This is a genomic window from Frigoribacterium sp. CFBP 8766, from assembly GCF_014841435.1.
Lineage (GTDB): Bacteria > Actinomycetota > Actinomycetes > Actinomycetales > Microbacteriaceae > Frigoribacterium.
Map to the genome: position 1 here is coordinate 46,009 of NZ_JACYTX010000007.1, position 23,681 is coordinate 69,689.

Consider the following 23,681-nt stretch of genomic DNA (forward strand, 5'->3'; position numbering starts at 1 on the left):
CGCGGGGCTGCGGTACCGTGGTGCGCCGCGCGCCCCCTCTCGGAACGGACGTCCATGTCGCCTCGCCCCCGCCCCTCCTCCGGTGCCCTCGACGGTGCGGCCCCCGACGGCCGCAGGCCCTCCGTGGCCGTGATCGGCACGCGCGGCTACCCGAGCTACTACGGCGGCTTCGAGACCGCCGTCCGCCGGATCGCGCCGGCCCTCGTGGACGCCGGGTGGGACGTCACGGTCTACGGCAGGCACGGCGCCGTGCGCGAGGACGACCCCGCCCGCGACCCCCGGGTGCGCACGCGCACGACCCGCGGGGTCGAGAGCCGGTCGCTGAGCACCCTGAGCTACGGGCTGACGGCCGTGCTCGACGCCGTCGTGCGCCGACCGGACGCGGTGCTGATGATGAACGTCGCGAACGGGTTCTGGCTGCCGCTGCTCCGGCTCCGCCGCGTGCCCGTGATCATCAACGTCGACGGCATCGAGTGGGAGCGGGCCAAGTGGGGCCGGGCGGCCAAGACCGTCTTCAAGCTCGGGGCCCGCGCCTCCGCGCGCTTCGCCGACGCGCTCGTCTGCGACGCCGTCGAGATCGTGCGGCGCTGGCGCGACGAGTTCGGCGTCGAGGGCACCTTCATCCCCTACGGCGGCGACCCCGTGCGCGAGCTGCCCGTCGAGCCCGGGCTGACGCACGGCGGCTACGCCCTGGTCGTCGCCCGCTTCGTGCCCGAGAACTCGATCGTCGAGTTCGTCGAGGCCGCCCGGCGCATCGCCGCCGACCACGACGTCGTGATCGTCGGATCGACCGGCTACGGCGGCGAGCTCGACGACCTGGTCCGCGACCTCGCCGCCGAGCACGACAAGGTCCGCTGGCTCGGCCACGTCAGCGACGACGACCGCCTGTTCGCCCTCTGGCAGCACGCCGGCGCGTACTTCCACGGCCACAGCGTCGGCGGCACCAACCCCGCGCTCGTGCAGGCCATGTTCACGGGCGCGCCGGTGATCGCCCGCGACACGGTCTACAACCGCGAGGTGCTCGCCGACGCGGGCGTGTTCGTCCCGCCCGAGCCGGCGGCGATCGCGGAGGCGGTCGTCGCCCTGCTCGACGACCCCGCCGAGCAGCAGCGCCTGCGCGAGGCGGCAGCGGCGCGGGCCGAGGCCGCCTACACCTGGCAGTCGGTCTGCGACGCCTACGAGGCGGAGCTCAGGCGGTCGCTGCGCCGCTGACGACCGTCCTCCGTCGCGGCTGCGGGTCCCGGCGATACCTACGCTTGACGTACATGTGAGAAATGTTAGATTGTGACAGCACTCACCCTGCGTCGGACGACCGCCGTCTCCGGCTCGTCGCCCCGAAGCGAGGATCACCCATGGAGCTCTCCGACTACGTCCGCATCGTCAGGAAGGGCTGGTCGTTCGTCGCGGGCGGGGTCGCCGTCGGCCTCGCCGCGGGCGTGCTGGCCCTCCTGCTCCTGCCGGCCTCCTGGGTCTCGACGACCCAGGTCTTCGTGTCCGTGCAGGGCGTCGACCAGTCGAGCGCGCAGGACATCGTGCAGGGCAGCAGCGCGGCACAGCAGAAGGTGACGTCGTACCTCTCCGTCGCGACGAGCGCCCGCGTGCTCCAGCCCGTGATCGACGAGCTCGACCTCGACACGACCGTGGCCGAGCTGGCGAAGCGCGTCACCGCCACCTCGCCGGCCAACACGGTCATCGTCGTGATCTCGGCGAGCGACGACGACCCCGCGGTCGCCCGCAGCATCGCGTCCGCGGTCGGGTCGAGCTTCACGACGGTCGTCGCCGACGAGCTCGAGCTGCCCGTCGGCGGCGGGCCCACGCCCGTCCGGGTCGAGACGATCGAGCCCGCGTCCTCCCCCCTCGCTCCGGCGAGCCCGCGGCTCGCGACCACGCTCGGCCTGTGCCTGCTCGGCGGGCTCGTCGTCGGACTGAGCGGGGCCGCCCTGCGGTCCCTGCTCGACACCAAGGTCCGCGGCTTCTCCGACGTGCAGCAGGTGACCGACGCGGCCGTCATCGGCGCGGTCGGCTACGACGTGACCGTCCGGTCACGCCCGCTCTTCGTGCACACCGATCCCCGCAGCCCGCGAGCCGAGGCCTTCCGCGGCCTCCGGACCGCCCTGCAGTTCCTCGACGTCGACACGCGGGGGCGCAGCATGGTGCTCACCTCCGCGCTGCCCGCCGAGGGCAAGTCGACGACGAGCGCGAACCTCGCCATCGCCCTCGCCGAGACGGGCGCGAGCGTGGTCGTCGTCGACGGCGACCTCCGGCGCCCGCGGCTCGCCGAGCTGATGGGCCTCGACGGGACGGTGGGCCTCACCGACGTCCTCATCGGCCGTGCCGAGCTCGACGACGTGCTGCAGCCCTGGGGGCGTGGCCGCCTCACGGTGCTGGCCGCCGGGACGACGCCGCCGAACCCGAGCGAGCTGCTCGGGTCGCGAGCGATGGCCGCCCTCGTCGACGAGCTGAGCTCGACCTTCGACCACGTCATCATCGACGCCCCGCCCCTCCTCCCCGTCACCGACGCCGCCGTCATCAGCACGATGACGTCGGGCTCGATCCTCGTGGTCGGCGCGGGCCGCGCGACGCGGGGACAGCTCACCCAGGCGCTCGGGCTGCTCGACCGGGTCGGCAGCCGGGTCCTCGGCGTCGTCATGACCATGGTCCCCACCAAGGGCGCGGACGCCTACGGCTACACGACCTACGACTCCTACTACGGGGACTCCCCCGCCCTCACGGTCGCGGCCGCCTCGGTGGACGGCACCCCGGGGACGGGCCGCCGCGACGTCTCGCGCGCCGTCAGGTCCACGACCGGGGCCACCGGGCCGGTGGCGCCGTGACGACCGCGCCCGTCGCCGTCGTGGTGCTCTGCACCGGCAACATCTGCCGCTCGCCGCTCGCCGAGGTGCTGCTCCGCGACCGGCTCGCCGGGCTGCCCGTCGTCGTGTCGAGCGGCGGCACCCGTGCCGTCGTCGGCGAGCCGATGGCCCCGACGATCGCCGCGAGCGTGTCCGCACGTGGGCTCGACCCGTCGCACGACGCCGCGCAGGTGACCGGCGAGCAGCTGGCGGCCGCCGACCTCGTGCTCGGCCTCGCCCGCGAGCACCGCCGGGCGGCCATCGAGCTGCGCCCGCGCGTCGTCCGGCGGGCGATGACGCTGCTCGAGCTCGTCCGCGTCGTCGAGCAGCACGGCGCCGGCCTCGCGTCCGAGGCACGGGGAGCCGCGCCCGACGTCGAGGGCAGGCTGCGGGAGGCCGTCCGCCTCGCGGTGGCCGAGCGCGGCTCGACGCTGCCCCCGGCCTCGCCCGAGCTCGACGACGTGCCCGACCCCTGGGGCCGCGACGAGCGTGCGTACGCCGCCGCGGTGACGCAGATCGTGCACGCGGTCGACGTCGTCGCGCACTGGCTGCGCGAGTCGGCGGGCACGCGGTGACCGGCCCGGTGCGCGTGCTCCAGTACCGGGTGCACGACCCGTCCTACCCGCGCAACCGCCGCCTCCGCGAGCACCTCCGCGCCGAGGGGTGCGAGGTGACCGTGCTGACGGCGAGCCGTCGCGGCCCGCGCGCGCTGCGCCTCCTGCGCGACCTGGCGACGCTCGTCCGCGAGTCCCTGCGCCACGACGTGGTCGTGCTCAGCGAGCTGCGCCTGGCGCACGCGCCGTACGTCGGGCTCGTCGGGCGGCTGACCCGCTCCACGGTCGTGGTCGACGGGTTCGTCGGCCTGCACGAGACCGAGGTCGGCGACTGGGGCCGGGTCCGGCCCGGGTCGCTGCGCGCCCGCCTCCTCCGCCTCCAGGACGACCTCGCCCTCCGTGCCGCCCACGTCTGGCTCGTCGACACCGAGGTCCGGGCCCGCCGGGCCGTCACGAGCAGGGCGGCCGCCGGGACGCGCGTCGTGTCGCTGCCCGTCGGCGCGCCCGAGTGGGCCGTCCCCACCCCGCCGCGTGCGCCGGGCGACACCCTCGAGGTGCTCTGGTACGGCAACTACATCCCCCTGCACGGGCTCGACGTCGTCGTGGCGGCCCTGGCGCTGACGCAGGGCCGGCGCGACGTCCGCCTCACCCTCGTGGGCGACGGCGGCACCCGCGACGCCACGGAACGCGCCGTGCGGCTCCTCGGGATCGAGCACCTCTGCCGCTTCGTCGACCCGGTCCCGGAGGCGGCGCTCGCCGGGCTCATCGCGGCGGCCGACGTCGTCCTCGGCATCTTCGGCTCGTCCGAGAAGGCACGCTCGGTGATCGCGAACAAGGTCTGGCAGGGCCTCGCCTCGGGGCGCGTCGTCGTCACCGCCGACTCGCCGGCGCTCGTCGAGATCGCCCCGGCCGCCGGGGCCCTGCTCGTCACGACGGAGCCGGGGTCGGCCGCGTCGGTGGCCGACGCGCTCTGCGCCGTCGACCCGGCGGCGGCCTCCCGGGCCGTGCCCGACGTCGACGAGCGGCTGGCCGCCGTCGTCCGGCGCGGCTGGGACTCCCTCGCGATCGTCGCGACCCGATGAGGCGCGCCGCGGCCCAGGCCCGCCATCTCGCCCTCTTCGTCCTCGCGCCGCTCGTGGCCTCCGTCGCGCCCGTGCTCGTGATCCCGGCCGTGACGACCACGGCGGGAGCGTCCGGCTGGGCCGCCGTCGCGGTCGCCCTCGCCGTCGGGGGCGCCGGGCACGTCGTCGCCGAGCTCGGCTGGTCGCTCGACCAGGTGCAGGCCGTCGCTCGAGCCGACGACGACGGACGACGTGCGCTCTGGCAGGCGGGCCAGGCCGCGAAGCTGGCGGCCGCGGCCGTCGTCGCGCCGGTCTGCGCCGTGGCCGCCGGCCTCGTCGTCGCCGACCACGCCCTGGCCGCTGCCCTGGTCGCCGCCGGCACGGTGCTGACCGGCGCCGCGTCGCCCGCCTGGTACTTCGTCGGCGTCGGGCGCCCGGGCGCCGCACTCGTCTCGGACGCCCTGCCCCGCGTGCTGCTGCTCCTCGCCGCGGCCGCCGCGATGAGCGCCGGAGCCGACCTCGTCGCCTACGGCCTGGTCCTCCTGGCCGTGCCCGTGGCGAGCGTCGCGATCGCCGCCGCCGTGGGCCGCCTCCCGCTGCTCCCGTCCGGCGCTGCCCTGCGCGGCGTGCCGAGCCTCGTCCGCTCCCGGGGCACGATCCTCCGCGGCCGGGCGATCAGCACGGTCTACACGATGCTCCCGGCGGCCGTGCTGGGCCTCGTCGCCCCGGCGTCTGTGGCCGCGTTCTCGGGCGCCGACCGCCCCATGCGCATGGGCTTCGCGGTGCTCGGCGCGCTGCCCGCACGGCTGCAGAACTGGCTCGGCTCGTCGCCGGAGCACGACAGGGCGCGCCGGGTCGCCGTGTCGATCGCCCTCACCACGGCGACGGGGGCCGTCGCCGCCGTCTGCTTCGTGCTCGCGATGCCCGTCGTCGCGCCCGTGCTGTTCAGCGGCACGGTCGATCTCGACCCGCACCTCCTCGCCTCCGTCGCCGTGCTGCTGCTCGTCATGTCCGTGTCGCGGGGCGCGGCCCTCGGCCTCGTCTCCGTCGGCGAGGCCCCGCGCATCACGACGGCCGTCACGGCCGCCGCCGTCGTGGGCCTGCCCGCGCTGGCCCTCGGCGGGCTCGTCGGCGGAGCCGTCGGGGCGGTCTCCGCCCTCGTGCTCGCCGAGGCGGTCGGGGTCGCCGTGCAGGGCGCCTCCCTGGTCGCCACGCTCCGGATCGTCTCGGTGCAGGGGGCGGCCTCGTGATGCTCGCCGCCCTCGCGGGCGTCCTCGCGGTGCCCGCCTTCTTCGTGCTCGCGGCCGTCGTCCGCGGCGACGCGCTCCGGGGCGCGGTCGTCGCGCTCGTGCTCGGCCTGCACTGCTTCGCGTGGTCCCCGCTCGTGCCGCAGGCCGTGTGCGACGCGGTCGTCGTCGCGAGCCTCGTCCTGCTGCTCTTCACGGCGGCGTCGCCGCGACCGCCCGGCGGCCTGCGCGTCGCCGCCGGCCCGGTGCTGCTGGTCGCCGTGTTCGTCGGCGCGTCGGTCACCACGTTCGTCGCCTACCCGCCCGGGCTCGGCCTCGTGCTGCGCACGACCCTGCTCGCGGGGCTCGTCGTGGTCGTGCTGGCGCAGGCCGGATCCGCCGACCGCCGTCGACTGGTCGACGGCGTCGTCGTCGTCGCCGTGCTCCAGGGGCTCGCCGGCCTGGTCGAGGTCGTGCGCGGCCAGCCCCTGCTCTGGGGCTACAAGGTCTACGCCACCGGACGCGGCCTGTGGAACGAGAACCACCTCCTCGGCGGCGACGCCGTCCGGGTGCAGGGGACGATGTCGCACGCGCTGCCGTACAGCACCCTGCTCATGGTGGGCCTCGTGCTGCTGCTCACCACCTGGCGCCGACGCGCGCCCGGCCCCCGGTGGTCGGCGCTCGTCCTGCTGGGCACCTGCCTCGTGCTGGCCGGCTCGCGGAGCGCCGTCGTCGCCGCCGTGATCGCGCTCGCCTACCTGCTCGTGAGCTCGCGCCGATCGGCGACGTGGCAGCGCGGGTCGATCCTCGCGGCCGCGGCGGTCGCCGTCGTGCTCGTGTCGTGGACGGAGATCGCGCAGCGGACCGACGAGCTGCTGTCCTCCGGCTCGTTCCTCAACCGGGCCGGGCACTTCCCCGCCGTTCCCCGACTGGTCGGCCGCCCCGCGCTCGAGGCCTTCTTCGGCAGCGGCGAGGGCAGCGAGGGTCGGCTGTTCGCCCAGGGCTACTTCTTCGGCACGGGCTTCAACGTGGTCGACAACCAGCTGCTGTCGTCGCTCGCCACGCAGGGCGTCCTCGGGGCGGGCCTCGTCGTCGCCGCCCTCGTGGTCTCGGCGATCCGGGGCGGCCGCGACGTCCGCGCGTGCCTCGTCGTCTTCACCTCGGGGCTGATGACCTTCGACGCGTTCAAGATGACCACGATGGTGCTGCTGCTGGCCGTCGTCGTCTGCCTGTCCGACCGACGCTGGGGCGCAGAGCCTGGTGAGGAGGCGGACCGGGCGGACGCTCCCCGCGAGGCCGAGGAGGCGGATGAGGCCGACCAGGCCGACCAGGCCGACGAGGCCGACGATCCGTCCGAGGCCGACAAGGTGGACAGCCGCCCACGCACCGGACGACGAGCCGCCTCGCGAGCCTGACCCGCGCCGCACTGCGTCGCGCCGCACGGTGCCGCGCGAGGAGACCGCCTCAGCGGGCGAGCGCGCTCCCCCGCAGGTGCGGCCTCACGAGGCCGGCGAGCGATCGCGACATCTGCTCGGTGAGGTGCTGTGCGTCCGACCGGACGAGCAGGGGCCCCGCGGTGACGGGCACGAGCCCGTCCGTCGACGTGAACCACGGCTCGACGTCGACCCGGACGACGTCGACGCCGGCGGCACGGGCGTCGGCGACCCCGGCGGCCTCGGCCCGCGCCGCCGCCTCGGATCGCGGTTCCACCTCGGTCGTGCACAGCGCCGCGCGCGTCGCCCTCGTGGCGCAGGCCGCGGGCGACGCGCCCCGAGGGGGTGCTCCGAGCAGCACGACGCGAGCACCGCCGCCGGCACGGGACAGCCGCTCGACGCCCGACGTCGTGCCGCTCCGCCACTCGGCTGCCGCCTCCGCCCCCGTCGCGCCGCTGAGGAGCCGATCGACCCCGGCGGCGCTCGACGAGGTGACGACGAGATCGGGCGCGGTGCGCTCGACGAAGTCCACGAGGTGCGACCGGCTCTCGGAGCACGCGTCGGCGAAGGCGGTGCCGCCGTCGCCCCCGTGGAACCGGGCCTCGACGGTCGAGCAGCTCCCGACGCCCAGCCCGAGCACGCGCCAGTCGGGGCCGAGGGCCTCGACGACCGCGGGCATCCAGCTGAGGGCGATCGAGTCGCCGACGACGACGGCCACGTGCTCGGCCGAGGCAGGCCCGGTGACGCACGGCTCGACCAGTGCGGGGTCGGTCCCGACGTCGTAGCGGCACCCCTCCGGGCCGATCTGCGGCGCGGAGGCCGACGAGAACGCACCCTCGAGCACGGCCGTCGGCACGTCTCCCGCACCGGCAACGGCGCCGTCGAGGGCGGCCCGGAGCGACGATGTCGACCACGAGGCCGGGTCGCCGACCACGCGGCCCGAGGCGCCGGGGGCGGCCGGGCCGCCCGGGGTGCCCGAGGTTCCCGGCGAGGCGACCGCGCGGACGGCGGCCGGGTCGATCAGCCACGCCGGCCCCCGCAGCTGTGCCGCCGAGGCACCGACCACGACGGTCCCCACGACGACGGCGAGCGCGACCTGGGCGACGGGCCCTCGTGCGCCGCGCCTCCTCGGTGCCGTCGTCGGCGAGCCCGCACGGACGGGGGCAGGTCCGACCGCCGAGGAGGGGACCGCAGCCGTGTCGCGCACGGACGAGCTGCCGCCCGTCGGGTCCGCAGCCCCGCGCAGCCAGCCGGACCGTTGCACGCGCTGCTCGACGAGCCGGTAGGAGGCGGTGGTCAGCAGCACGGTCAGCGCGAGCTGGGCCACGACCCACCCGGGGCCGTCGAGCCCGAGGGAGGCGGCGAACACGATGACGGGGAAGTGCCAGAGGTAGAGGGAGTACGAGCGCCGGCCGACCCACCGGGCGGGCCGGGAGACGAGGACCGACTCGACCGGGCCCAGCGTCCCCGAGCCCGCGGTGACGACGAGCACGGTCCCGATCACGGGCAGGAGGGCCCACGGCCACGGGAACGCCGCGGCCGGGCCGGCGAGGGCCCACCCGACGGCGAGGGCCGAGCCGACGATCGTGAGCTGCCCGGCCAGGGTCAGCACCCGGCGGGCCGCCCGGGGCAGACGGCGCGCCCCGGGGGCGGCGAGCGCGGCGAGGCCGCCCGCCGCGAGCTCCCAGGTGCGTCCGACCGAGTCGAAGTACGCCGCGGCGGGCGCGACGCCCGTGCGCCACGCGCACCAGGCGACCGACACCAGGAGGACGACCCCGAACACGGCACCGAGCAGCGCCGGGGTCGCTCCGGGCCGCCGCAGGAGGCGGACGACGACGGCGACGGCGATGACGAGCAGGGGCCAGACGAGGTAGAACTGCTCCTCGACGGCGAGCGACCAGAAGTGCTGCAGGGGCGACACGGCCCCGTCGGAGGCGAGGTAGTCCGTGCCCAGCGCCACGAGGTGCCAGTTCTCGACGAACGCCGCCGACGCGAGGGCGTCCAGGACGGTGGCCCAGGCCCGCGGCGCGAGCCACAGCGCCCAGGCCGCGACGACGACGGCGACGAGCACGACGCCGGCGGCCGGCAGGATCCGCCGGGCGCGACGGGCGTAGAACGCCGTCAGGGAGACGGTCCCCGTCGCGTCGAGCTCGGCGAGCAGCACCGAGGTGATGACGAAGCCGGAGACGACGAAGAACACGTCGACACCCACGAACCCGCCGGACGGCCAGCCGACGAGGTGCTCGGCCACGACCACGAGCACGGCGAGCGCCCGGAGCCCCTCGACGTCGGGTCGGAACGAGGAGCGGGAGCTGGTCGTCATGGGGGCCTTCGGGTCGGGAGGTCGTCGCCCGGCTCGAGGGACCGTCAGCGCCGGCCCTGACCGCCGACGTCGTACCGGAATCCTACCTGTGGAACTCATATTGCACCAGGTTGGACCGGAGGGTATAAATGCCTGATGCCTCGCAGCCGCAGAACGGTCGGTCCGCTCACTCGTCGCCCCGAGCTCGAAGGGCTCCGAGGGTGGCTCGCCGCCGTGATCGTGCTCTACCACCTGACCTTCGTCCCGGTCGGCGGGGTCATCGGGGTCGACGTCTTCTTCGCGCTGTCGGGCTACCTCATCACCCGCCTCCTGCTCGACGAGCACGACCGCACCGGCCTCGTCGACCTGGGGGCCTTCTACGTCCGCCGCGCCCGCCGACTGCTGCCGGTCGCCGGGGCCGTCCTCGGGGCGACGGTCGCCGCCTCCTTCGCCGTCTGGTCGACGCCGCGGGCCCTCGACGTGCTGCTCGACGCGGTCACCTCCGCGACCTTCAGCGCCAACTGGCACCTCATCGCAGCCGGCACCGACTACCTGCAGCACGACGGGCCGGTCTCGCCGCTGCAGCACTTCTGGTCGCTCGCCGTCGAGGAGCAGTTCTACGTCGTCTGGCCCCTCGTCGTCGTGCTCGTCCTCGCCGCCGTCCGGCGACGCGACGCGACGAGGAGGCGCCTGGTCGTGGGCTGCACCGCCCTCGTCGCGTCCGTGGCCTCGGCCGCCTGGTCGTGGCACCTCACCGCGACCTCCATCGAGGCCGCGTACTTCGACCCGTTCGGCCGGGCTTGGGAGATCGGCGTCGGCGCGGCCTGCGGCGCCCTGGTGCCCCTCGTCGCCGTGCGGACCGTCGCCTGGCGAGCCCGGGCCACGAGCCTGGGGATGCTGCTGGTCCTCGGCTCTCTCCTCCTCACCGAGCCCCTGGCCGCGTTCCCGTGGCCCGGCGCGCTGCCGGCCGTGCTCGGCACGGCCCTGGTCCTCTCGTTCGGCTCGGCCGACCTGCCGGGCGCGCCGCGGCTGCTCTGCGCCCCCGCGGCGGTGTGGGCAGGGCGCCGGTCGTACTCGATCTACCTCTGGCACTTCCCGGTGGCCGTCGTCGGCTCGGCCCTCGTCGACTCCTGGTGGCGGGTCCCTGCCTCGGTGGCGCTGACGTTCGTGCTGAGCGCGGCCTCGTACCGCTGGGTGGAGCGCCCCGCCCTGCGCGGCCCTGGGGCAGCACGTCCGACGGCGGCGCCCGGTCGGCCGCCGGGGCAGGGGCGCGTGGCGGCCGGAGCCCGCGCTCCCCGTGCCGCACGCCCCGGCCTCGCCGTCGCGGCCGTGGTGGCGGTCCTCGTCGTCGTGTCCTCCGCCGCCCAGGTCCGCTCCCCCACCAAGCTCGGCGAGCCGTCGGCGCTGGCCTCCGTGCTCGGGCTCGCCTCGGAGCCCCCCGGCGGGGGCGACGTGCCGCCCCTCCCCGCGCGGGACCCCGGGACGACCGTGCTCGCCGCCCTCGAGGCGGACACCTGGTCGCCGGCCGAGAGGTCGGAGATCGACTCGGCCTTCGCGACCTCGCTCGCCCCGGCGATGGACCCGCACACCGGCTGCCGCCACGACCCGACCCCCAGCCCGGACGGGGCCCGCACCTGCCGGTGGGGCCCGGACGACGCCGAGCGCACCGCCGTCGTCGTCGGCGACTCCGTGGCCGCCAGCTGGACGAGCGGGATCGCGGCGGCCCTCGTCCCCGAGGGCTGGGCCGTCGTCGCCCTCGCCTTCGCGGGCTGCACGCCCGTCGACCTGCCGCCGACCGCGCGCTACGACGATCCCGGGTTCGAGGACGCGTGCTCGGCCGACCGCGAGGCGATGGCCGCGTTGCCGGCCGCCTCCGGAGCCGATCTCGTCGTCGTCTCGGGCGGCGTCAACGTGCTCGCCCGCCGCGCGGACGCGGTCGGGCCCGAGGCGGCCGAGCGCGAGTGGCGCGACGCGGCGGAGTCGACCCTGCGGAGGCTCGCGGCGACCACGCCGCGCGTCGTCCTGCTCGGGGCCCCTCCGGCGGGCCAGGCCGTGCGCGACTGCGCGGTCCGGGTCGGCAGCCCCGGCGCGTGCGTCACGACGACCACCGCGGCCCAGCGCGCACAGGTCGCGGCCGAGCAGGCGGCAGCGACCGCGGCCGGCCCCCGGGTCGAGCACGTCGACGTCACGCCGTGGTTCTGCGCCGACGGGCGCTGCCCCGCCGTGCTGGGCGGCCGTCTCGTCCGGCTGGACCGCTCGCACCTCACCGAGGCGACCTCGCTGGCGACCCGCGACCTCCTGGCCGACCGCCTCCTCGACGCGACGCCGCCGCCTCCGTCGACCTAGAACCGGTGCTGCCGCACCCACTCGTGCATGACGACCGCCCCGGCGGCGGAGGCGTTGATGCTCCGGGTCGAGCCGAACTGCGAGATCTCGACGGCGAGGTCGGCCGCCTCGAGCACCTCCGGGCTGAGCCCCGGCCCCTCCTGGCCGAACACGAGGACGCATCGCTCGGGCAGCGCGGTCGTCTCGAGCGGCACCGAGCCAGCGACGTTGTCGACGGCGACGACCACGAGCCCGGCGCCCCGCGCCCAGGCGACGAAGGAGGCGACGTCCGGGTGGTGCAGCACGTGCTGGTAGCGGTCGGTCACCATGGCGCCCCGCTTGTTCCAGCGCCTGCGCCCGACGATGTGGACCGCCTCGGCCGCGAACGCGTTCGCGCTGCGGACGATCGAGCCGATGTTCATGTCGTGCTGCCAGTTCTCGACGGCGACGTGGAACGGGTTCCGCACCAGGTCGAGGTCGGCGACGATCGCGTCGAGCGACCAGTAGCGGTACCGGTCGACGACGTTTCGCCGGTCGCCGTCGCGGAGCAGCTCCTCGTCCCAGTGGTCGCCCGTCGGCCAGGCGGCCTCGCCGCCGGGCCACGGGCCGACGCCGTGCGCGACGACGGGCTCCGCGACGGGTTCGCCGACCAGGCCTGCGGGATCGGCGGCGGGGTCGCGGTGGGGATCGGGCTCGGGGTCGCGGGGCTCGTCGGTCACGACGGCCAGCGTAGGGCGGCGGGGCGACCGGCAGCGCGCCTCCTGCGTCCGCGTCAGCGCGCCTCCTGCGGCCACCTCCGCTCAGTAAGGTGTGCCCATGGGTACTCGCGACGAGGTCGAATGCTGGTTGACCGACATGGACGGCGTGCTGGTGCACGAGAACCAGGCCCTGCCCGGCGCCGCCGCGCTGATCCAGCAGTGGCAGGACGAGGGCACGCCGTACCTCGTGCTCACGAACAACTCGATCTTCACGCCGCGTGACCTGAGCGCGCGGCTCCGCGCCTCGGGCCTGCACGTGCCCGAGGAGCGCATCTGGACGAGCGCCCTCGCGACCGCCGACTTCTGCCGCTCGCAGATGCCCGGCGGCTCGGCCTTCGTCATCGGCGAGGCCGGCATGACGACCGCGCTGCACGAAGCGGGCTTCATCATGACCGAGACCGACCCCGACTACGTCGTCGTCGGCGAGACCCGCAACTACTCGTTCGACGCGATCACGAAGGCGGTGCGGCTGATCCTCGGCGGTGCCCGCTTCATCGTCACGAACCCCGACACGACCGGCCCGAGCGCCGACGGCCCGATGCCCGCGACGGGCGCGATCGCCGCGATGATCACGGCCGCGACGAACAAGTCGCCCTACGTCGTCGGCAAGCCGAACCCGATGATGTTCCGCTCGGCGATGAACCGCATCGGCGCGCACAGCGAGAACACCGCGATGATCGGCGACCGGATGGACACCGACGTCGTCGCCGGCATCGAGGCGGGGCTGCACACGATCCTCGTGATGACCGGCATCAGCGACCAGGCCGAGATCGACCGCTACCCGTTCCGCCCGAACGAGGTGCTGAGCGGCGTGCACGAGCTGGTCCGCGCCGAGCCGCTCGAGACCGACACGGTGCCGAGCGAGCTCTAGCTCGACACGCGCCGGCGCCGGCCGGTCCGCATCTCGGCGCCGTCCGCAAGGCCCACGTCACCCGCGCCGGCCGCACGGTCCGCGTCACCTGCGCCGGCCGCACGGTCCGCGTCACCTGCGCCGGCCGCACGGTCCGCTTCGCCCGCGCTGACGGCAAATGCCGACCACTCGGTCCGATCTACTGCCGCAATAGTGGGATATTCCGCTATTGCAGGCCTCGTTGTCGGCATTTGCGGGCAACGAGGGCGCAGCGGGGGCTGTCAGAGCGCAGGAGGCGCGGGTCGGGTGGGACGGGTCAGGCCGCGGCCGGCGCGACGCTGGTCGTCATCGGCTCGCCGCTCGCGCGGTCGACGAAGCACCAGTACGAGCGGACCCCGGCGGCCCACTCCGCGTCGGTCGACGGCCAGCTCGCGCTGAACTGCGCGTCGGCCCAGGTCGAGGCGGCGGCGAGGTCGAGCGCGCTCGCCCCGGTGCAGAGCACCGACATCTGCGACTGCAGCGCGTCGCTCCCCGGGTACGCCGCGGCCGGGTCGGCGTCGAGCGCGCCGATCGAGGCAAGTTGAGCGACGTGCGGCTGCCCGCAGTCGACGACCTCGTAGTCCTGCTGCCACGCGTTCTCGAAGGCGGAGAAGCACTCGCCGCCCTGCAGGTCGCTCCACGGGTGCGTGCCCGTCGAGAGCGGGCCGGCCGCCGCCTCCTGCGGGAGCTCCGCGGGCGCGGCGGTGACGGTGCGGGTGGCGACGGCCGCGGCGGGGGCCTCGGTCGGCTGCGGAGTCCCGGCGAAGAGCGACCGGCTGAGCACGAACAACGCGACGAGCGCGAGGACGATCACGAGCGCCGCGGCGACGCCGAGCAGCACCTTGCGGCCGCGGGACCACGACGCGATGCCGCCCCCGGGCCCTGCCGCGGACGACCCCGCTCCGGGGCCGGACGGCCCCGACGGGGCGGACGGGCCACCGCGCGGAACGAGGGGCGAAGCGCCCGAGGAGGCGGCCGCTGGCGCGGCCGGCGACCCTGCCTCGACGCTCAGCCCGGGCAGCTCGGCGTCGGTGTGCGGCACCGAGCGAGGGCGTTCGCCGGCGGCGGTCGGCGGGGTCTCCGCCGCGGCGGCGGCCCCCGTCGCCCCGGCGCCCGCCAGGCCTGCGCCCGCGAGGCCTGCGCCTGCGAGGGGCAGCGCCGCCGTGGCCGCGTCCGGGGCGTCCTCCTCGGCCTCGACCCGGAGCGCCGCGAACGGGTCGTCGAGGTCGACCGGCTCGTCGTCCCGGGCCGGGCTCACGAGCTCGTCGCCCTCGGCGGCGGGGGTCGAGGCGTCCTCGACGGGCAGCTCGTCGCTCAGCGCCCAGGACCCGCCCGCCGGCAGCGGGCCGGGATCGACGAGGTCGCTGCGTCCCGCGTCGGCCGCGGGGTCGCCGGGGGTGTCCTCCAGCGACTCGCGCGCGTCGCCCGACGGTCGCACGATGCCCAGCAGCTCGGTGAACGTGGGCTCCGACTCGTCGGCCGTCGGCGCGGACGCCGCTCCCGACGGCCCGGTGAAGGGCAGGCCCGCAGGAGGTGCGGCGGGGGCTCCGGCAGCGCTCTCGTCGTCAGCAGCGGCGGCCGCAGCCGCAGCAGCCGCAGCGTCCGGGGACGCCGCCACCGCGGGCGGCACGACGACCCCGGCGGCCTCGGCCTCGCGGCGCTCTCGCCGGGTCATCTCGTGGTGCTCGGCGATCCACCAGGGCTCGGCGGGCGCGGACTCGGCCGTGCCCGGCTCGGGCTCGTTCGCGGTCGCGGGCTCCGAGGCGAGCTCCGTCGAGGGCTCGGGCTCCTGCTCCGAGGCGAACTCGGTAGCGGGCTCGGTCCGCTCGAACGAAGGCTCAGGCTCGCTCGCCACCTCGGTCGCGGTCTCGGTCTGCTCCGCTGCGGGCTCGGACTCGGGCTCGAGCTCGAGCTCGGGCTCGGGCTCGGGCTGCTCGACCGTGGACTCGGAGTCGAACGCGACCACGGGCTCGACCAGGTCGACTGCGGGCTCCGGCGCCGACGCAGGCTCGGTCGAGGCCCGGGGCAGTTCGGCCTCGGTCTCGGACTCAGGCTCAGCCCCGGGCGCGAACCCGACCTCGGGCTCGGATGCGGCCTCCGGCGCGAACCCGACCTCGGGCTCGGATGCGAGCTCGGGCCCGGATGCGAGCTCGGGCTCCGACCCGGCCGACGTGGGCTCCTGCCCGGCCGGTGTCGATCGGGCCTCGTCCTCGAACGACGCGGACGCGTCCGCGTCCGGAGACGGATCAGGCGCAGCAGCCGCAGCAGGGACCGCAGCAGCCGGGAGGTCGAACGCCCGCGTCTGCGCGTCGTCGGCCGCGTCGGCCGACGGGACGGGCGCCTCCTCGGCGTCCTCGCCCGCGGCGGTCGGCAGGTCGACGTCGTCCCGGGACCCTCCGTCCGGGTCCGGGCCCGCGGCCCGGTCGTCGGGCGCCGCCGGGGCGCTCCAGTCGAAGGACGACGGGAAGACGGGCTGCGGAGCGACGGGAGGCGTGATCAGGGCGGTGAAGGGGCCGGGCTCCTCCCGCGGCGCAGGGTCGGCCTCGGGCTCCTCGACCGAGGCGCCGTCCGAGGTGTCGGGCTCGTCGCCGGCGACCGCGGCCGACGGGTCGGCGGGCGGCAGCGCGGCGGGCGGCACCGGCGCAGGACGCGGCGCGACCGCCGGCGGGACCTCGTAGCGAGGAGGCGCGACGGCCTCCGACCGGACGGTCTCGTCCGGGACGGGGTCGGCCTCGTGCCCGTCGACCCCGTCGGCGGACGGCGTCGGCTCGGCGGACGGCGTCGGCTCGGTCGGCGAGGGCGGCGGCATCGTCCCGGCCAGCGCCGAGAGGTCGAGCGCCATCGGGTGGCCCGAGCTCTTCACGACCTCGGACTCGGCGGTGGGGGCAGGCGGCACGGTGAACGGCGCGGAGCGGACGGTCTCGGCCGAGATCGGCGTCGCCGCCGTCCGCAGGCCGCGCTCGGCAGGGTCGCCCTCGGCCGAGTCGTCCTCGGCCACGCCGTCGGCGGCCGGGCGGTCCTCGACCGCGTCGTCGTCATCGACCACGTCGTCGCCTTCGACCACGTCGTCGTCAGCGCCGTCGTCGGCGAACTGCGCCGCGAGCCAGTCGCCCGCGTCGAGCCCCGACGTGTCGTCCGCCGGCTCCTGGCCCGCCTCCGCCTCCTCGCCGTCCGGCCCGCGGCCGTCGCGCGCGTCGTTCACGGCTGCAGCCCGAGGTCGTCCAGCCCGATGGCCGCGTAGTAGGGGTAGCCGGCGGCCTCGATGACCTCGCGGGCGCCGGTGCTGCGGTCGACGACGACGGCGACTGCGGCGATCACCGCGCCCACCGCCTCCAGCGCCTTCGCGGCGGCGAGGGGCGAGCCCCCGGTGGTGGAGGTGTCCTCGAGGACGACGACCCGCTTGCCCTCGAGGTCCGGGCCCTCGACCTGCTTGCCGCGGCCGTGGTCCTTGGGCTCCTTGCGGACGACGAAGGCGTCGTAGTCGCGCCCCATCGCCACGCCCTGGTGCAGCACGGCGGAGGCGATCGGGTCGGCGCCCATCGTCAGGCCGCCCACGGCGAACACGTCGGGCACCTCGGTGATGAGGTCGACCACGACCTGCCCGATCAGGGGGGCGACGCGGTGGTCGAGGCTGACCTTCCGCAGGTCGATGTAGTAGCTCGCCTTCTTGCCGCTCGTGAGCGTGAAGTCGCCGTGGAAGACGGCCTCGGAGCGGATGTAGTCGATGAGCTGCGTGCGTGCGTCGGTCACGGTGACCAATGGTAGGGCAGGAGGCTCCGCCCAGGCCGGGTGCGCCTCCTGCCGGTAGCGTGGGCGGCATGCGCGTCGCGACCTGGAACGTCAACTCCGTCCGTGCCCGAGTCGGGCGAGTGGTCGACTGGCTGGTCCGGCAGGACGTCGACGTCGTGGGCCTGCAGGAGATCAAGTGCAAGCCCGAGCAGTTCCCGTTCGACGCGTTCCGCGAGGCGGGCTACGAGGTCGAGCTGCACGGCCTCAGCCAGTGGAACGGCGTCGCCTTCGCGAGCCGCCTGCCGATGGACGACGTCACGATCACGTTCCCGACCCAGCCCGGCTTCGCCAAGGGGCAGGAGGGGCCCGACCAGCCCAAGGAGGCGCGGGCGATCGGCGTGACGGTCGAGGGCGTCCGCCTGTGGTCGCTCTACGTGCCGAACGGCCGCGAGCTGGGCGACCCGCACTACGACTACAAGCTCGACTGGCTCGCCGCTCTCGCCGCCGAGACGGAGGCCTGGATCGCCGAGCGGCCCGACCAGCCGCTCGCGCTGATGGGCGACTGGAACGTCGCCCCGCTCGACACCGACGTGTGGGACGTCTCGGTCTTCGAGGGCCACACCCACGTCAGCCAGCCCGAGCGCGACGCCTTCGCCGCGTTCGAGCGCGTCGGCCTGACCGACGTCGTCCGCCCGCGCCTGCCCGAGGGCTACACCTACTGGGACTACAAGCAGCTGCGGTTCCCCAAGAACGAGGGCATGCGGATCGACTTCATCATGGGGTCGCAGCCGTTCGCCGACCTCGTCACGGACGCCTCGATCCACCGCGACGAGCGCAAGGGCGACGCCCCGAGCGACCACGTCCCCGTCGTGGTCGACCTCGAGCTCGACACCGAGCTCGACGACGACCGCCCGATGATCTTCTGAGGCGACCTGCCTGCCGAGGAGGCGCCTCCTACTTGAGCAGCGCCGCGACCAGCACCAGCAGCGGCACCGACCCGATGGTCGTCACGAGCACGGTGTCGCGGGCGACCACGACCCCGGCCTGGTAGCGCTGCGCGTAGTTGAAGACGTTCTGCGCGCTCGGCAGGCCGGCCAGGACGACGGCGACGAAGAGCTGGTCGTGCCCGAGGTCGAAGACGAACGCGCCGAGCAGCCAGGCGACGACGGGCATGACGACGAGCTTGAGGGCCGTCGCGATCGCGATGTCGACCCGGCCCTCGCGCGCCTGCAGCGGCTTCGAGCCCGAGAGCGACATCCCGAACGAGATCAGGACGACCGGCACGGCCGCGCCGCCGACGAGCAGCAGCGGCTGCATGACGGGGTCCGGGATCTCGATCTCGAGCACGGCGACCAGGACCCCGAGCGCCGAGCCGATCAACAGGGGGTTGAGCAGCGGCCGCGCGATCGCTCGCCCGAGGCTGCTGCCGCGGTTCGTGACCGTGTCCATCACCGTCAGCACGATCGGCGTGATGACGAGCAGCTGGTAGAGCAGCACGGGGGCCACGAAGGTCGCGCTGCCGAGCACGTAGGTCGCGACGGGCAGCCCGATGTTGTTCGCGTTGACGTAGGCGCCGCCCATCGTGCCCATGGTGGTCTCCGCCGCCGAGCGACGCAGGACGAACCTCAGCAGCACCACCGAGATCACGGCGGCGGCGAGGGAGGCGAGGGCCGAGACCACGAGGAGGTCCGAGAACAGCACGTGCACGTCGGCCCGCGAGATCGTGGAGAAGAGCAGGCAGGGCGTGAGGACGAAGAAGACGAGGCGCGAGAGCACCTGGTGACCGGTCGGGCCGAGCAGGTCGATGCGTCCGACCAGCCAGCCGGCGGCGATGATCACCCCGATGATCCCGAACCCGATCAGCACTCCGCCCATGTGACCATCCTGGTGCAGGCGGCCGACAGGGGGCGACGCGTCAGCCGAGACGGGACATGAGGTGCCGCGCGGTCTGCGCTCCCTCGTCGCCCGTGGACCACGTCACGTGGTCGCCGTCGAGGCCGACGACGTCGAAGTGACGGCCGATCTCGAGGCCGGACCGCTCGGCGAGGTCGTCCGCGAGGCGGCGCCCCTCGGGCTCGGCGCACGCGGCGCCCCGGACGATGACGAGGGCGCCGTGCCGCAGGGCGGGGGCGAGCCGGGCCGCGGCGCCGCGGAGGGCGACGTCGGCCGAGGCCGGGTCGGGGACCGCGACGACGGCGACGTCGAAGCCGTCGAGCTCGGCGACGCACGGTGCGGCGGCGTCGGGGGCGGCGACCGTCGTCGAGTCGACGACGACGACCTCGGCACCGAGGGCGGCCGCTCGGTCGCCGGTCTCGCGGAGCGAGGACGACGAGCCGGTGAGGACGAGCTTGGGAGCGTGCAGGAAGAACATGGCGGACCTCTCGGGTGAGGCAGGCTCGGGAGCGCTGCCGGGGCTGGGCGACTGTGCTCGGTGTCACACTATGTCTATATCTCGAATATCACAAGGTGTCCCTGCAGACGTTGCAAGACCGAGCAGCGCACGGTGATCGAGCGGCGGACGGCGACCGGGCGGCACACGGCAAGATGGACGCGTGACGCGCCTCCACGATCCCGCTGCCCACACGTTCGCCTCCGACAACTACGCCGGCGCCCACCCCGAGGTGCTGCAGGCGATGATCGAGGCCAACGGCGGCCACGTGGCCTCCTACGGTGCCGACCCCTACACGCGCCGTCTCGGCGAGGTGGTGGCCGAGGTCTTCGGCGAGGGCGCCTCCCTCGACCCGGTCCTCACCGGCACCGGCGCCAACGTCGCCGCCCTGCAGGCGCTCGTGCCCCGCTGGGGCGCGGTGATCTGCGCGACCACGGCCCACGTCTACACCGACGAGGGCGGGGCGCCCGAGCGCCTCGGCGGCATCAAGCTGCTCACCGTCCCGACGCCCGACGGCAAGCTCACCCCCGAGCTGATCGACCGTCAGGCCTACGGCTGGGGCGACCAGCAGCGCCCGCAGCCGCTCGCGGTCACGATCACGCAGAGCACCGAGCTCGGCACGGTCTACACGCCCGACGAGCTGCGGGCGATCACCGACCGCTCGCACGCGCACGGGATGACCGTGCACCTCGACGGCGCCCGGCTCGCCAACGCGGCCGCGTCCCTCGGCGTCACGCTGCGGGCGCTCACGCGCGACGCCGGCGTCGACTCGGTCTCGCTCGGCGGCACGAAGAACGGGCTCGTCCTCGGCGAGTCGGTCGTGACCTTCTCCGAGGAGGCGCGGGCCGGCCTGGTCTTCCTCCGCAAGATGGACGCGCAGCTGGCCTCGAAGATGCGCTTCACGTCGGCGCAGTTCCTCGCGATGTTCGAGGACGACCTGTGGCTGCGCTCGGCGACCCGTGCCAACGCGATGGCGACCCGGCTCGCGGCGGCGCTCGCCTCGCTGCCCGGGGTGACGATCACCCAGGCGGTCGAGGCCAACGCGGTGTTCGTCGTGCTGCCGATCGAGGCCGTCGAGCCGCTGCGGGCGGTGCACCACTTCTACGACTGGAACCGCGCGACCGGCGAGGTGCGCCTGATGTGCTCGTTCGACACGACCGAGGAGCACGTCGACCGCCTCGTCGCCGACCTGCGGGCCCTGCTCGGCTGAGCGAGGGGGTCAGGGCGTGCGGGCCGCGGCGACGAAGTCAGCGATGAGCGCCGCGTCCTTGACGCCGCGGGACGACTCGACGCCCGAGCTGACGTCGACCCCGACGGCGCCGGCGGGGCGCGCCGCCGCCAGCAGCTCGGCGACGGTGGCGGGCGTGAGCCCGCCGGCGAGCAGCCAGGGGCGCGAGGGCGGGGCGGCGAGCAGGGGCGCCGCGTCGAACACGGCCCCGGCACCGGGCTCGACCGCGTCGAGCAGTAGGGCGTCCTCGCCGAACGCGACCCGCTCCTCCTCGGTCTCGCTCGCGTAGCGCGACGCGCTGACCGCGCGGATCACGCGGAACCCCGCCGCCTGCACGGCCGCGACGTCGGCCGGGGCCTCGTCGCCGTGCAGCTGGACGGTCGAGACGCCGGAGGCGCGGGCCAGCTCGAGCACCGCTCCCACCTCCTGGCCGCGGAACACGCCCACGGTCTCCACGCCCTCCGGCACGCGAGCGACCAGCGCGCGTGCGGTCGCGGCGTCGACCGTCCGCGGGCTGCCGGGAGCGAAGACGAAGCCGACCGCGTCGGTGCCCGCCGCCACGGCGGCGTCGACCGTCTCGGGAGTGGACAGGCCGCAGATCTTCACCCAGGTGCTCATGCGCCCCAGTCTGCCGTGCGGTCCGTCCGAGCCGACTGACGCCTCCTGCGCCGGCCCTGCTCCCGCGCGCGCGGCTCGAGCGCACACCCGCTCAGTCGAGGTCGTCCAGCACCTCGGCCGAGGGCTCCCCCACGACCTGCTGCACCACGCTCAGCGACTCCCCGTCGGGAGCCATGTCGACGAGCACCGTGTCGCCGTCGACGATCGAGCCGCCGAGCAGCGCCATGGCGAGCTGGTCGTCGATCTGCCGCTGCATGAGCCGGCGCAGCGGCCGGGCGCCGTAGATCGGGTCGTAGCCGCGCTCGGCGAGCCAGGCTCGCGCGTCGGGGGTCACCGCGAGCGACAGCCGCCGGTCGGTGAGGCGGCGGCCGAGCCGGTCGACGTAGAGCGAGACGATCTGGCCGAGGTCGTCGGTCGAGAGCGTCGAGAAGACGACGATGTCGTCGAGCCGGTTGACGAACTCGGGCTTGAAGGCCTGGCGGACCATGCCCTGCACCAGCTCCTCCTTCTCGGGGTCGCTGAGGCCGGGGTCGGTGATGACCTGCGAGCCGAGGTTCGACGTGAGCACGAGGATCGTGTTGCGGAAGTCGACCGTGCGACCCTGGCCGTCGGTCAGCCGCCCGTCGTCGAGCACCTGCAGCAGGATGTCGAACACCTCGGGGTGCGCCTTCTCGACCTCGTCCATCAGGACGACGCTGTAGGGGCGGCGCCGCACCGCCTCCGTGAGCTGGCCGCCGGCCTCGTAGCCGACGTAGCCGGGAGGCGCGCCCACGAGCCGGGACACGCTGTGCTTCTCGCCGTACTCGCTCATGTCGATGCGGACGAGGGCCTTCTCGTCGTCGAACAGGAAGTCGGCGAGGGCCTTCGCGAGCTCGGTCTTGCCGACACCGGTCGGGCCGAGGAAGAGGAACGAGCCGGTCGGGCGGTCGGGGTCGCTGATGCCCGCGCGGGTGCGGCGGACGGCCTCGCTGACGGCCTGGACCGCAGCGCGCTGGCCGATCAGGCGCCTCCCGAGCTCGCTCTCGAGGTGCAGCAGCTTCTCGGTCTCGCCGCTGAGCAGCCGGCCGACGGGGATGCCCGTCCAGGCGGCGACGACCTCGGCGATGTCGGAGTCGGTCACGCTGTCGCTGACGAGGCGCTCGTCGCTCTGCTCGAACGACTCGGCGTCGGCGAGCCGCTTCTCGATGTCGGGGATCCGCTCGTAGCTGATGCGCGCCGCGTCCTCGTAGCGGCCCTCGCGGAGGGCGCGGTCGGCGTCGATGCGGGCCTCGTTGAGGTCGCTGCGGAGCGTGCCGACGCCCTGCAGCGCCGCCTTCTCGGCCTGCCACCGGGCGTTGAGGTCGTCGAACGCGGCCTGCTGCTGGGCGATCGTCTCGCGCAGGGTCGCGAGCCGGGCGAGCGAGGCGTCGTCCTTCTCCTTCTTGAGCGCGAGTTCCTCGATCTGCAGGCGGACGAGGCCGCGGTAGAGCTGGTCGAGCTCGACCGGCGACGAGTCGATCTCCATCTTGAGCCGGGAGCCTGCCTCGTCGACGAGGTCGATGGCCTTGTCGGGCAGCTGGCGGCTCGGGATGTACCGGTTCGACAAGGAGGCGGCAGCCACGAGGGCGCCGTCGGTGATGGTGACGCCGTGGTGCGCCTCGTACCTCTCCTTGAGGCCCCGGAGGATCGCGACCGTGTCCTCCACGGTCGGCTCGCCCACGTAGACCTGCTGGAACCGGCGCTCGAGGGCGGCGTCCTTCTCGATGTACTGGCGGTACTCGTCGAGCGTCGTCGCGCCGATCAGCCGAAGCTCGCCGCGGGCGAGCATCGGCTTGAGCATGTTGGAGGCGGCGACCGAGCCCTCGCCGCCGCCTGCGCCCATGAGGGTGTGCAGCTCGTCGATGAAGGTGATGACCTGGCCGTCGCTCTGGGTGATCTCCTTGAGGACGTCCTTGAGGCGCTCCTCGAACTCGCCGCGGTACTTCGCGCCGGCCACGAGGGCGGCGAGGTCGAGGCTGATCAGCCGCTTGTCCTTCAGGGAGTCGGCGACGTCGCCCTCGACGATGCGCTGGGCGAGCCCCTCGACGACGGCCGTCTTGCCGACGCCGGGCTCGCCGATCAGCACGGGGTTGTTCTTGGTGCGGCGGGTGAGCACCTGGCTGATGCGCCGGATCTCGGCGTCGCGCCCGATCACGGGGTCGAGCTTGCCGCTGCGGGCGATCGCCGTCAGGTCGACGCCGTACTTCTCGAGTGCGCTCTTCTGCTTCTCGGTGGAGGCGGGAGCGCCCTGCATGTTCGCCACGGGTGTGCCTTTCTCGAACTTGAGTTGATCTGGCTC

General features: G+C 74.9%; 18 protein-coding genes. 10 read left to right on the forward strand and 8 right to left on the reverse strand.

Annotation, left to right across the window (positions count from 1 at the left end; translation table 11 throughout):
* The first annotated feature begins 54 nt into the window (after positions 1–54).
* The 6 genes from IFT90_RS15110 (at position 55) to IFT90_RS15135 (ending at position 7,108) form a co-directional block, all read left to right on the forward strand.
* Positions 55–1,212 (forward strand): glycosyltransferase, encoded by a 1,158-nt coding sequence (locus IFT90_RS15110; protein WP_192043035.1) that lies wholly within the window; start codon positions 55–57, stop codon positions 1,210–1,212.
* 140 nt (positions 1,213–1,352) lie between these two features.
* Positions 1,353–2,834 (forward strand): polysaccharide biosynthesis tyrosine autokinase, encoded by a 1,482-nt coding sequence (locus IFT90_RS15115; RefSeq protein WP_192043036.1) that lies wholly within the window; start codon positions 1,353–1,355, stop codon positions 2,832–2,834.
* The gene (locus IFT90_RS15120) at positions 2,831–3,427 is read left to right on the forward strand and encodes a low molecular weight phosphatase family protein (protein ID WP_192043037.1); all 597 of its coding nucleotides are present in this window, start codon (positions 2,831–2,833) and stop codon (positions 3,425–3,427) included. Before IFT90_RS15115 ends, IFT90_RS15120 begins: the two co-directional genes overlap by 4 nt.
* On the forward strand, positions 3,424–4,488 hold the full coding sequence (locus IFT90_RS17680; RefSeq protein WP_192043038.1) for a glycosyltransferase: 1,065 nt from the start codon (positions 3,424–3,426) through the stop codon (positions 4,486–4,488). The genes IFT90_RS15120 and IFT90_RS17680 overlap by 4 nt, the downstream gene beginning before the upstream one ends.
* A complete protein-coding gene (locus IFT90_RS15130; protein WP_192043039.1) occupies positions 4,485–5,717 on the forward strand; it encodes a hypothetical protein in 1,233 nt (410 codons plus the stop codon). Before IFT90_RS17680 ends, IFT90_RS15130 begins: the two co-directional genes overlap by 4 nt.
* On the forward strand, positions 5,714–7,108 hold the full coding sequence (locus tag IFT90_RS15135) for a hypothetical protein (RefSeq protein ID WP_192043040.1): 1,395 nt from the start codon (positions 5,714–5,716) through the stop codon (positions 7,106–7,108). The genes IFT90_RS15130 and IFT90_RS15135 overlap by 4 nt, the downstream gene beginning before the upstream one ends.
* A 49-nt stretch (positions 7,109–7,157) precedes the next feature.
* Here the strand turns inward: IFT90_RS15135 and IFT90_RS15140 are convergent, their stop codons facing one another.
* Positions 7,158–9,449, reverse strand: a complete 2,292-nt coding sequence (locus IFT90_RS15140) for an acyltransferase (RefSeq protein ID WP_192043041.1) — start codon at positions 9,447–9,449, stop codon at positions 7,158–7,160.
* 135 nt (positions 9,450–9,584) lie between these two features.
* Here IFT90_RS15140 and IFT90_RS15145 point away from each other — a divergent pair, with 135 nt between their 5' ends.
* Entirely contained in the window at positions 9,585–11,774 is a 2,190-nt protein-coding gene (locus IFT90_RS15145) for an acyltransferase family protein (RefSeq protein WP_192043042.1), read from the forward strand.
* On the opposite strand, the gene IFT90_RS15150 is transcribed toward IFT90_RS15145, so the two are convergent.
* A complete protein-coding gene (locus IFT90_RS15150) occupies positions 11,771–12,406 on the reverse strand; it encodes an RNA methyltransferase (RefSeq protein WP_192043080.1) in 636 nt (211 codons plus the stop codon). The two genes, IFT90_RS15145 and IFT90_RS15150, sit on opposite strands and share 4 nt — an antisense overlap.
* Before the next feature lie 163 nt (positions 12,407–12,569).
* Here IFT90_RS15150 and IFT90_RS15155 point away from each other — a divergent pair, with 163 nt between their 5' ends.
* Positions 12,570–13,382 (forward strand): HAD-IIA family hydrolase, encoded by an 813-nt coding sequence (locus tag IFT90_RS15155; RefSeq protein WP_123548538.1) that lies wholly within the window; start codon positions 12,570–12,572, stop codon positions 13,380–13,382.
* 295 nt (positions 13,383–13,677) lie between these two features.
* Here the strand turns inward: IFT90_RS15155 and IFT90_RS17685 are convergent, their stop codons facing one another.
* Both IFT90_RS17685 and pyrE read right to left on the reverse strand, forming a co-directional pair.
* Positions 13,678–16,602 carry a septum formation family protein gene (locus tag IFT90_RS17685; RefSeq protein WP_192043043.1) on the reverse strand — a complete coding sequence of 975 codons (2,925 nt, stop codon included), beginning with the start codon at positions 16,600–16,602 and terminating at the stop codon, positions 13,678–13,680.
* Entirely contained in the window at positions 16,599–17,150 is a 552-nt protein-coding gene (gene pyrE / locus IFT90_RS15165; RefSeq protein WP_192043044.1) for an orotate phosphoribosyltransferase, read from the reverse strand. The genes IFT90_RS17685 and pyrE overlap by 4 nt, the downstream gene beginning before the upstream one ends.
* Positions 17,151–17,218: 68 nt before the next feature.
* Between pyrE and IFT90_RS15170 the strand changes: the two genes are divergently transcribed.
* Positions 17,219–18,055, forward strand: a complete 837-nt coding sequence (locus IFT90_RS15170) for an exodeoxyribonuclease III (RefSeq protein WP_192043045.1) — start codon at positions 17,219–17,221, stop codon at positions 18,053–18,055.
* Positions 18,056–18,083: 28 nt separating this feature from the next.
* Here IFT90_RS15170 and IFT90_RS15175 read toward each other — a convergent pair whose 3' ends face one another.
* On the reverse strand, positions 18,084–19,004 hold the full coding sequence (locus IFT90_RS15175) for an AEC family transporter (RefSeq protein WP_192043046.1): 921 nt from the start codon (positions 19,002–19,004) through the stop codon (positions 18,084–18,086).
* A gap of 40 nt (positions 19,005–19,044) precedes the next feature.
* Positions 19,045–19,500, reverse strand: coding sequence for a hypothetical protein (locus IFT90_RS15180; protein ID WP_192043047.1), 456 nt, complete (start codon positions 19,498–19,500; stop codon positions 19,045–19,047).
* A gap of 181 nt (positions 19,501–19,681) precedes the next feature.
* Here IFT90_RS15180 and IFT90_RS15185 point away from each other — a divergent pair, with 181 nt between their 5' ends.
* On the forward strand, positions 19,682–20,728 hold the full coding sequence (locus IFT90_RS15185) for a beta-eliminating lyase-related protein (RefSeq protein WP_192043048.1): 1,047 nt from the start codon (positions 19,682–19,684) through the stop codon (positions 20,726–20,728).
* Between the two features lie 9 nt (positions 20,729–20,737).
* Here IFT90_RS15185 and IFT90_RS15190 read toward each other — a convergent pair whose 3' ends face one another.
* Positions 20,738–21,364 (reverse strand): phosphoribosylanthranilate isomerase, encoded by a 627-nt coding sequence (locus tag IFT90_RS15190; protein ID WP_192043049.1) that lies wholly within the window; start codon positions 21,362–21,364, stop codon positions 20,738–20,740.
* Between the two features lie 91 nt (positions 21,365–21,455).
* On the reverse strand, positions 21,456–23,645 hold the full coding sequence (locus IFT90_RS15195) for an ATP-dependent Clp protease ATP-binding subunit (protein ID WP_371812333.1): 2,190 nt from the start codon (positions 23,643–23,645) through the stop codon (positions 21,456–21,458).
* Between the last annotated feature and the right edge of the window lie 36 nt (positions 23,646–23,681).

Bases quoted from the DNA above. Each gene is read 5' to 3' on its own strand.
- IFT90_RS15180 (WP_192043047.1), bottom strand. From the start codon at position 19,500: ATGTTCTTCCTGCACGCTCCCAAGCTCGTCCTCACCGGCTCGTCGTCC.
- IFT90_RS15175 (WP_192043046.1), bottom strand. From the start codon at position 19,004: ATGGGCGGAGTGCTGATCGGGTTCGGGATCATCGGGGTGATCATCGCC.
- IFT90_RS15110 (WP_192043035.1), top strand. From the start codon at position 55: ATGTCGCCTCGCCCCCGCCCCTCCTCCGGTGCCCTCGACGGTGCGGCC.
- IFT90_RS15130 (WP_192043039.1), top strand. From the start codon at position 4,485: ATGAGGCGCGCCGCGGCCCAGGCCCGCCATCTCGCCCTCTTCGTCCTC.
- IFT90_RS15155 (WP_123548538.1), top strand. From the start codon at position 12,570: ATGGGTACTCGCGACGAGGTCGAATGCTGGTTGACCGACATGGACGGC.
- IFT90_RS15190 (WP_192043049.1), bottom strand. From the start codon at position 21,364: ATGAGCACCTGGGTGAAGATCTGCGGCCTGTCCACTCCCGAGACGGTC.
- IFT90_RS15115 (WP_192043036.1), top strand. From the start codon at position 1,353: ATGGAGCTCTCCGACTACGTCCGCATCGTCAGGAAGGGCTGGTCGTTC.
- IFT90_RS15140 (WP_192043041.1), bottom strand. From the start codon at position 9,449: ATGACGACCAGCTCCCGCTCCTCGTTCCGACCCGACGTCGAGGGGCTC.
- IFT90_RS15145 (WP_192043042.1), top strand. From the start codon at position 9,585: ATGCCTCGCAGCCGCAGAACGGTCGGTCCGCTCACTCGTCGCCCCGAG.
- IFT90_RS15170 (WP_192043045.1), top strand. From the start codon at position 17,219: ATGCGCGTCGCGACCTGGAACGTCAACTCCGTCCGTGCCCGAGTCGGG.